9 protein-coding genes and 1 pseudogene are annotated in these 7,686 nt (G+C 43.2%); 6 read left to right on the top strand and 4 right to left on the bottom strand.

The genetic code is table 11. The features are described 5' to 3' along the window. Positions 1-412: 412 nt before the first annotated feature. From AAAT87_RS14675 to AAAT87_RS14665, 3 genes are all read left to right on the top strand, one after another. Entirely contained in the window at positions 413-1,057 is a 645-nt protein-coding gene (locus tag AAAT87_RS14675) for a tetratricopeptide repeat protein (protein ID WP_089543632.1), read from the top strand. A 12-nt stretch (positions 1,058-1,069) separates the two neighbouring features. Continuing rightward, the gene (thiM, locus tag AAAT87_RS14670) at positions 1,070-1,825 is read left to right on the top strand and encodes a hydroxyethylthiazole kinase (RefSeq protein WP_349226829.1); all 756 of its coding nucleotides are present in this window, start codon (positions 1,070-1,072) and stop codon (positions 1,823-1,825) included. Positions 1,826-2,373: 548 nt separating this feature from the next. Further along, on the top strand, positions 2,374-2,700 hold the full coding sequence (locus AAAT87_RS14665) for a hypothetical protein (RefSeq protein ID WP_349226828.1): 327 nt from the start codon (positions 2,374-2,376) through the stop codon (positions 2,698-2,700). Positions 2,701-2,902: 202 nt separating this feature from the next. Here AAAT87_RS14665 and AAAT87_RS14660 read toward each other — a convergent pair whose 3' ends face one another. Beyond that, positions 2,903-3,691 (bottom strand): glycoside hydrolase family 25 protein, encoded by a 789-nt coding sequence (locus AAAT87_RS14660; RefSeq protein WP_254918890.1) that lies wholly within the window; start codon positions 3,689-3,691, stop codon positions 2,903-2,905. A gap of 219 nt (positions 3,692-3,910) precedes the next feature. Here AAAT87_RS14660 and AAAT87_RS14655 point away from each other — a divergent pair, with 219 nt between their 5' ends. From AAAT87_RS14655 to AAAT87_RS14645, 3 genes and pseudogenes are all read left to right on the top strand, one after another. After that, positions 3,911-4,231, top strand: coding sequence for a helix-turn-helix domain-containing protein (locus tag AAAT87_RS14655; RefSeq protein WP_089543635.1), 321 nt, complete (start codon positions 3,911-3,913; stop codon positions 4,229-4,231). A 2-nt stretch (positions 4,232-4,233) separates the two neighbouring features. Then, positions 4,234-4,506: pseudogene (locus tag AAAT87_RS14650) on the top strand (HipA N-terminal domain-containing protein); the annotation flags it as partial. 109 nt (positions 4,507-4,615) lie between these two features. Beyond that, positions 4,616-4,909 (top strand): hypothetical protein, encoded by a 294-nt coding sequence (locus AAAT87_RS14645; protein WP_089543637.1) that lies wholly within the window; start codon positions 4,616-4,618, stop codon positions 4,907-4,909. A 75-nt stretch (positions 4,910-4,984) separates the two neighbouring features. Here the strand turns inward: AAAT87_RS14645 and AAAT87_RS14640 are convergent, their stop codons facing one another. From AAAT87_RS14640 to AAAT87_RS14630, 3 genes are all read right to left on the bottom strand, one after another. Then, positions 4,985-5,605, bottom strand: a complete 621-nt coding sequence (locus AAAT87_RS14640) for a DUF4251 domain-containing protein (protein WP_349226827.1) — start codon at positions 5,603-5,605, stop codon at positions 4,985-4,987. Positions 5,606-5,740: 135 nt separating this feature from the next. After that, positions 5,741-6,181 carry an Hsp20 family protein gene (locus tag AAAT87_RS14635; RefSeq protein WP_287624648.1) on the bottom strand — a complete coding sequence of 147 codons (441 nt, stop codon included), beginning with the start codon at positions 6,179-6,181 and terminating at the stop codon, positions 5,741-5,743. 405 nt (positions 6,182-6,586) lie between these two features. Then, positions 6,587-7,686: Na+/H+ antiporter NhaC family protein (locus tag AAAT87_RS14630; protein ID WP_349226826.1), on the bottom strand; the 1,100-nt coding region annotated here is incomplete at its 5' end.

The raw sequence follows: 7,686 nt of genomic DNA, 5'->3' as shown, positions 1-7,686 counted from the left end.
AGGTGGGCGACACGCAGGCACCACAACAAGTCATTGAAATGGATAGCGGACAAATATTGGCATCATGACGGAAAGCGGGGGTGGATATTTGGAGTAAAGGGTAAGGATAAGAAAGGACCAGAAACTGTCTTCCGACTTAACCAATTGACTCAAACACAGATACTTCGCCATACGAAGATAAAATCAGAAGCCAATCCGTTCGACCCAAGATATGACGAGTACTTCAAACAACGACATTTATGTCGTACACACCCACTCAAATGCAGTGCCTAAAGGCACACAGAGCCGATTGTTTAAAACGAGAAATAATTAACTGAATTACACGAGCCGTGTGCGGTGAAAGTCGCATGCACGGTTCTTGAAGGGGAAAGCGGGGGTAACCCCGCAGACCTACTTAGATTATTGATCTACAATGAAGAAAGAACGTGAAACGGCAAACAAGTACCGTCAACAAGCCCTTGAGGGAGACTTGATGGCGATGAACAACATGGGTGTATGCTATGCGCAAGGCATCGGTGTTGTAGAGAATCATGCCACTGCGTTTGAATGGTACATGAAAGCTGCAGAACTCGGTGATACGTATGCTTGCTACAATGTAGCTGAATGCTACTACCTGGGAGATGGAGTAGAACAGGATTATGAGAAAGCCCTTCATTGGTATCTGATTGCAGCCGAAAAGGGAGACGTGCAATCTCAAGTAAATGCAGCAAACGCATATTACCTGGGGCAAGGAACCGAAGAAAACCATGAGAAGGCTCACGAATGGTGGATGAAAGCCGCTCAGAGGGGGCATCTTCAGAGTCAGAAAAACGTCGGAGCCAACTATTGGAACGGCGATGGAGTGGAGAAAGATGACAGCTGGGCAGCCTTCTGGTATGAAATGGCAGGCCAGCAAGGAGATGCACAGGCTCAGTTCTCTACAGGATGGTTCTACATGACCGGCACAGGTGTAAAGCAGGACAAGCGCAAGGGACTCAAATGGATTCACAGAGCTACAGCCCAAGGCTTTGAGCATGCCAAGCAATGGTGCATGGATAATGGTTACAGTATATATTAAATAGATATGAAAATGAATAGAGATTTACGTTTGATAGAAGGGCAGCATCCTCTCATACATAACATAACCAATTATGTTGCCATGAACTTTGTGGCAAATAGCCTACTGGCAATTGGGGCTTCCCCAATCATGGCGCGCGCCCAGGAAGAGGTGGAGGAAATCAGTAGCAAGAGCAATGCCTTGGCACTTAACTTGGGAATTCTGGAAAATGCGACAGCCCACTCTATGTTACAAGCTGGTGACGCTGCTTCCAAGAGCAGAATTCCAATTGTATTAGATGTGGTTGGAGTAGGTGCCACACGGTTTCGAATGGATACTGCATCAAAAATCATCCTTCAATGCCAGCCAACTGTTATCAAGGGAAATGCCAGTGAGATACTATCATTATACTCTCATCAAATAGGAATGCAGGGAGTGGACAGCCTTCTTGAAACTTCTGGGGTTGAGGTGCAGGCCCAAATTCTTGCCAGGAAACTGGCATGCATCATCGTTATTACCGGTGCTACAGACATCATCACGGATGGTGAAAAAGTAGCTTATGTTCATGAGGGGCATCCTCTGATGGGCAAGGTTACAGCCATGGGTTGTGCTGCCACAGGTATCATAGGAGCTTTCCTTTCAGTAAACCCTAATCCATTTGATGCATCTGTTCATGCCATGAAAGCCATGGGCATTGCAGGAGAAAGAGCTGCTGCCATTTCTAGAGGCAATGGTAGCATGATGGTGAACTTCCTTGATGAACTTTGTAATCTGGGATGCCATGAGTAGAATTATCAAAATCAAGAAGAGATCATTCATGAAACGATTTTATGCTATCAATCTGTTTGGCATAATCATTACTTGTGAAAAGCTATCAAAGGAGAGTCTCAATCATGAACTCATACATACAGCGCAAGCAAAGGAATTGCTATATGTTCTATTCTATATATGGTATATTGCTGAGTGGAGTGTTTTAGTCCTGAAATATAGAAATTGGATGAAAGCATATTACAACATCAGATTTGAGAAAGAAGCCTATGCTCACCAGAATGATATGGAGTATTTAATTCGGAGGAAACACTATTGCTATCTGAAACGCATTGAAGCAAGACACATTTAGGCATTCCCCAACTTTTTGGGGAATGTTTCCACATACTTTCCTCATTTTCCACACTATTCATTTTTGGCACAAATGACATAAGCTTCTGATTATCAATACAAACTAATTTCTATCATCTTTTTGGTACGCAGATTGTGACTATGATTAGCGGGTTCGATAATGAATCCACAAACAAGTAAGTAACATCAATTAGTAACAATTTTAAAAAGATAAGATTATGAAGAAGTTTATGTTTGCAGCTATCGCAGCTTTGGTTATGGTTTCAGTAAGCAACGTTTTTGCATCAAGCAAAATGGTAAGTAACACTCAGACTGCTCCTATTGATACAGTAGTTCCAGATGCTCCTTCAGATACATTGGCTGGTGGTACTCCTATCCAACCACAGGCTGGTGTTGAGGATTCTACCCAGCAGGAGAATGCCACAGAGGCAACTACAGAAGCAACTCCAACAGAGAATACAACAGAGAATACTACAGAGACAACAACAGAGAATACCACCGAAGAGACTCCAGTAGCTACAGAACAGCAGGCTATTGCTGAATAATAGAGAAAATACAGTTCTTTTTGTAAGCGTTATACAGGAATAATAGGGATATTGTTATCAAAAAAGTACTTATACTTATTTTAGTTTCAGAAGAAATTGCATAATTAGTAGATACTTGACAAGATTTTTAGTTCAGTTAGGAAAAGGGGAGTCTGCTGGCAGTGATGCCGGCAGACTTCTGTATTTTATACTAATTGTTTTTTTACTGTTTGATCCGAATATCACCAAGACTTCGATTCTTTGCAAATCGATTCAGATCAACCCAATTCCAGACTCCTGGAACCCTGCCATGTTTACTGAACTGCCAGATATCATAGTGAGGTTTACCAGGCAATACCGGTTCATGATCATAACTGGCAATCCAGAGATAGTAGTTATCAAATTCCGGACTCAGGTAATCCTTGAAATAACTCTCGCTACAATATATAATAGGTGTATGTCCATAATAGGATTTACAGAGCTTGCAGAATGTTTTCAGAAGAAGTTGGATCTCACTCTTGCTGAGTCCCTTGGTTCCATCATCTTCAGCATCCACTACAGGTAGAAGATCCTGCCTCTCCTTATCATAAACTGCACGAAAGTTTTCAAACTGCATTACCGCAGGCATCTTAGATAGAAAATGGTAAGTGCCAACTGGAATCTGATGTTTTCTCGCTTGATTAATGTTGGCTTCATACCAAGGATCCTGGATGGTTGCTCCTTCTGTTGCCTTCACATAGATGAACTTCAATCGCTTTACTTCACTGAGTTCATCCCAATGGATTCTACCTTGGTGGCGTGAGATGTCAATGCCGTCATAGCTACCAGAGTATTGTCCCGATGTCAGGTCGTGAGCGGGCCACTGATTATCTGATGACTTCTTGATCATATAGGCTGAAATCATACGGTATGCCTCAAATCCTATGATGCATGATACTAGTAGAATGAGGGCAAGACATATCAGTTTCTTGCCTTTATTATTCTTGTTATTTTGTCGTTTTCCTCTTGTCATATTATACCATTCGAGTTTTTGCATACAAAATTATAAAATATATTTGAGAAAATGAGATTTTTCATATAAAAAGTCATCTCTCTTCTTTAAGAGTGGAGTAGGATATGTGAGCCTATTACTTTGAAAACATATCTTTAATTATTTATAAAACTTTAGGCTAACCCATCTTATAATGAAGTTTTTTGCTTATATTTGCATATTATAATTAGGATTAAGGCAATGACAAAGAATACAATGGCGAACAAACTTCCTAGGAAGTTGATTCAAAAAATGGAAATCGTGGGCGAACAAATCAAGCTTGCCAGATTACGCCGCAACCTGAGCATGGCTCAAGTTGCGGAAAGAGCAACATGCTCAGAAGTTACACTTTGTAAGGTGGAGAAGGGATTACCAACGGTTTCCATCGGAATCTACCTGCGTGTACTCTATGCTCTTCAACTGGATGATGACATCTTGCTCTTGGCAAAGGATGACAAGCTTGGAAGGGCATTGCAGGATATGGGACTGAAGAATCGTCAAAGAGCATCTAAAAAAAGATAGAAATGGAACGACTGTTTGTTTTCGCTGATTTTAACTGGCTCGGCAAAGCGGAGCTGGTAGGGGAGTTGTGTTATGAAAAATTGCGCGGCTCTGACAGTTATGCATTTAAGTTTGATGAGAATTGGCTTAAGGTTCATGCCGGAATCAAGCTTTCAGAGGACATCAACAACTACCCAGACATGCAATATACCCAGCCAGGAAGTGATATTTTCGGATGTTTTTCTGATGCTTTGCCAGATAGGTGGGGACGTACCTTGCTCAAAAGAAGAGATCAGCAAGAGAAACAAGCATGTACGTCAGCTTGACGCCATCAAGGATGCTGAGATTATAGGAAAATACTCCAATGCAAGTTGGGTATTGAATTGGTAAGAAAGGAGATTATTTATGTCAAAAAAGAAGATATTCAGATGCCAGGAATGTGGGTACGAGACCGAAATATATGAGGGACGTGGTTTCATGGGGCAGCACATTGAAGCCATGTCTTGTCCAGACTGCAGGAACATAGTACCTCTAGTGGTGGGTGGAGTGATAGGTGATGCTGCACCTAGCTTCAACTCCCTTGTGGGAAGACTCTGCCTGAGATGCGGATCTGACAGAATTCACAGGTGGGATATGCACACCTGTCCCAAATGCGGGGGCAGGATGTTGCCCACTGGCGAAGAAGAGTTCTGGACATAAAGTCATTGCTTTTAGGACAGAAAGACTGAGAAAGCAAAAAAGCCTGCTGGCTATAATTGTCAGCAGGCTTCTTTGTTATAATGTTCGCCCTTGAAATACAGTACTCTTGTGAAGAGGTAGTATGACTCCATTGAGGGTGAGCCTACGAGAGTTGAAGTTAGGCAGAATCTCCACACTGGCTTCATGGCTTCCCTTATACATGGTAATCCAGATTTGGGCAGAGATACCAATGCCGGTAACACTCATACTTACTTGTGTAGTCCCTTTCTTGTCCGTTTGAATCTTGTATCCACTTACGCTTCCCTGAACTGTAACTCCACCAATGCCATTAGGTCCGGAGAAGGGAACATTGAAGGCTACCTGCACAACAGCATCATCCTTATTGACGGAGACGAAATTGGTGTTGGAATTAACATAGGCAATCTGACCATACGGGAAAACAACCTTGTCGGCTTCCAAGGTAAAGGTAGTATCCTTAATTGCATCCAATGCTTCATCCCAATACACACTATCTATCCGGTTTTGCAAATCACGCTGCTCTTTTTTGAGAGCTTTCTGACGTGACTTCAAACCATTGACCAACTGCTCGTTGGCCTTATTTTTTCCCCATTGATACATATCATCTGACTGGCTTGACTGCGCACAGGCAAAGGCTGACATCAGACAGAAAACAAGTGAAATAAATATTCTTATCATCCTTAATCCTTTCCTATATTAAATTCATAAATTCAAAAAAGGGCCAGCCCCATTATCAGGACTAGCCCTCCGTTTTAATTATTTTCTCGATGCAATGAATGTCATCTTGAAAGCTGCATAGCACTTCAAGAAAGATTACTTAACCTCAATGTGCTTAACATCGTCTTTCTTCTCCTCCTTGGCTGTCTTAGGAATCTCAATCTTCAAGACACCGTCACTGACCTCAGCGGAAATCTTCTCCTGATCAGCATCCTCTGGCAAAGCGTAACTCTGAGAGTAGCTGCTGTAAGAGAACTCACGACGCAAGTAATGCTCTTCCTTCTTCTCCTCCTTCTTCTCCTCCTTGTTCTCGATGGATACATTCAGATAGCCATCCTTGTCGATGTTCATCTTGACCATATCTTTCTTCAAACCAGGAGCTGCAACCTCCATTGTGTAAGCTGTAGCACTTTCCTTGACGTTGACTGCAGGAGCTGTGGCGTTCATGTGTGGCATCAAGCTTGTATCAAAGAAGTTGTCATTAAACCAACTGTTCAACCAATTTGAAACACTGTTATTTCTACGAGCTAACAACATAATGTAAAACCTCCTAATTCTATTTTTCTCATCCTCTCTTCGCCTTCCGGCTCTGTCGGGATTTCTCATTGTTTTTAATTTATCCTTTTTAATAATGATCGCTTCGGCTTTCGAGGCTCAAGGATTTCCAGAAACCCTCAAATGTCATTGCTTAAGGTTCTTATCGTTCCCCTTGCCCTTTCGGCTTCGGCTTTCATTCTATGTAGAAGCAAGTTGCGTGCCAACCCGTTTTGTATATTGGGAGTGAACAGTTTTTGCCAATCTTGGCAAAAGACTCTGTAAGATTGGCATTAAAAGATAATTAATTTAAACTTTGCTGCCAAAACTTCATGCTTTTCTACATATCTAGCATGGTTTGCCCTCGAATCTTTTTTCATATCTATTTATCTATAATCTCCTATATATTTAATGGATATCAGACTCTTCCACTGCAGATGCTTTGTCCTCCTTGGGTTGGGGCTTGGGTACGAAGCCCAGAATAGCTACCAGACAACTCATCAATGGACTGATGATGTTGAAGAAGCAGAAGGGGAGATACACCAGTGTCGGGATGCCGAGAACCGTACTCTGCGTCATACCGCAGGCTGTCCATGGAACCAGTACGCTCGTTACGGTAGCACTATCCTCTGTACTTCGGCTCAAGAGTTCCGGGCGGTAGCCTCGTTCTGCATATTCATCCTTGTAGATAGATGCATTCATGATGATACTCAGGAACTGGTCGCCCATAACGAGATTGAGCAATACACCCGATGTCACGGTACTACAGACAAGTGATACGGTGCTATGGATGCTTTTCAGAAGCACGTGAGTGATAGCGTGAAGCATGCCGCTGGCAACCATACATGAACCGAAACACATGGCACAGAGAATGAGCCAGATGGTATTGAGCATGCCTGCCATACCTCGGGTTGCCACGAGCTCATTGATGTTCCCCATGCAGCAATCTACCTGGGTGTGGGTATAGCAGGTGGTCATGATTCCCTCAAAGAGACTCTTGGCAGTGATGTTGTCTTCGCCAGCAATCTTTACCAGTACTTCCGGCTGGAGGATGAGGGCACAGATGCATGCAGAAAGAGCTGAAAGAAGAAGCGTGATGAGAGAGGGGGTCTTGCGGTAGATGAGCCATCCTGTAAAAGCCGGAACGAGCATCGTAAACAGGGAGATATTGAAACCATGACTCAGACCGGTAAGATACTGGCTGATATCCACAGGTTTGGAATCATAGCAGAGTCCGATGATGAGATAGAGCACCAGCGAGAGCAGGATGCTTGGTATGGTGGTGTAGAGCATATAGCGGATATGCGAGAAGAGATCGGCACCGGCTATGCTTGAAGCCAGGACGGTGGTATCGCTCATAGGCGAGAGCTTATCACCGAAATAGGCTCCCGAGATGATGGCTCCAGCGGTGTAGGGGGCTGGTATTCCCAAGGCATCACCGATTCCCATCAGGGCAATACCGATGGTGGCAATGGTGGTCCATGAGGTTCCCGTCATCACAGAAATGA

Origin of the sequence: Segatella sinensis (genome assembly GCF_040095255.1) — a bacterium.
GTDB classification, from domain to species: domain Bacteria; phylum Bacteroidota; class Bacteroidia; order Bacteroidales; family Bacteroidaceae; genus Prevotella; species Prevotella sinensis.
Note: the sequence above shows the minus strand (reverse complement) of the source record. Positions and strands in the feature narration are given on the sequence as shown.

Coding starts and splice junctions, on each gene's coding strand:
- AAAT87_RS14675 (WP_089543632.1), top strand. CDS start 413: ATGAAGAAAGAACGTGAAACGGCAAACAAGTACCGTCAACAAGCCCTT.
- thiM (WP_349226829.1), top strand. CDS start 1,070: ATGAATAGAGATTTACGTTTGATAGAAGGGCAGCATCCTCTCATACAT.
- AAAT87_RS14665 (WP_349226828.1), top strand. CDS start 2,374: ATGAAGAAGTTTATGTTTGCAGCTATCGCAGCTTTGGTTATGGTTTCA.
- AAAT87_RS14660 (WP_254918890.1), bottom strand. CDS start 3,691: ATGACAAGAGGAAAACGACAAAATAACAAGAATAATAAAGGCAAGAAA.
- AAAT87_RS14655 (WP_089543635.1), top strand. CDS start 3,911: ATGACAAAGAATACAATGGCGAACAAACTTCCTAGGAAGTTGATTCAA.
- AAAT87_RS14645 (WP_089543637.1), top strand. CDS start 4,616: ATGTCAAAAAAGAAGATATTCAGATGCCAGGAATGTGGGTACGAGACC.
- AAAT87_RS14640 (WP_349226827.1), bottom strand. CDS start 5,605: ATGATAAGAATATTTATTTCACTTGTTTTCTGTCTGATGTCAGCCTTT.
- AAAT87_RS14635 (WP_287624648.1), bottom strand. CDS start 6,181: ATGTTGTTAGCTCGTAGAAATAACAGTGTTTCAAATTGGTTGAACAGT.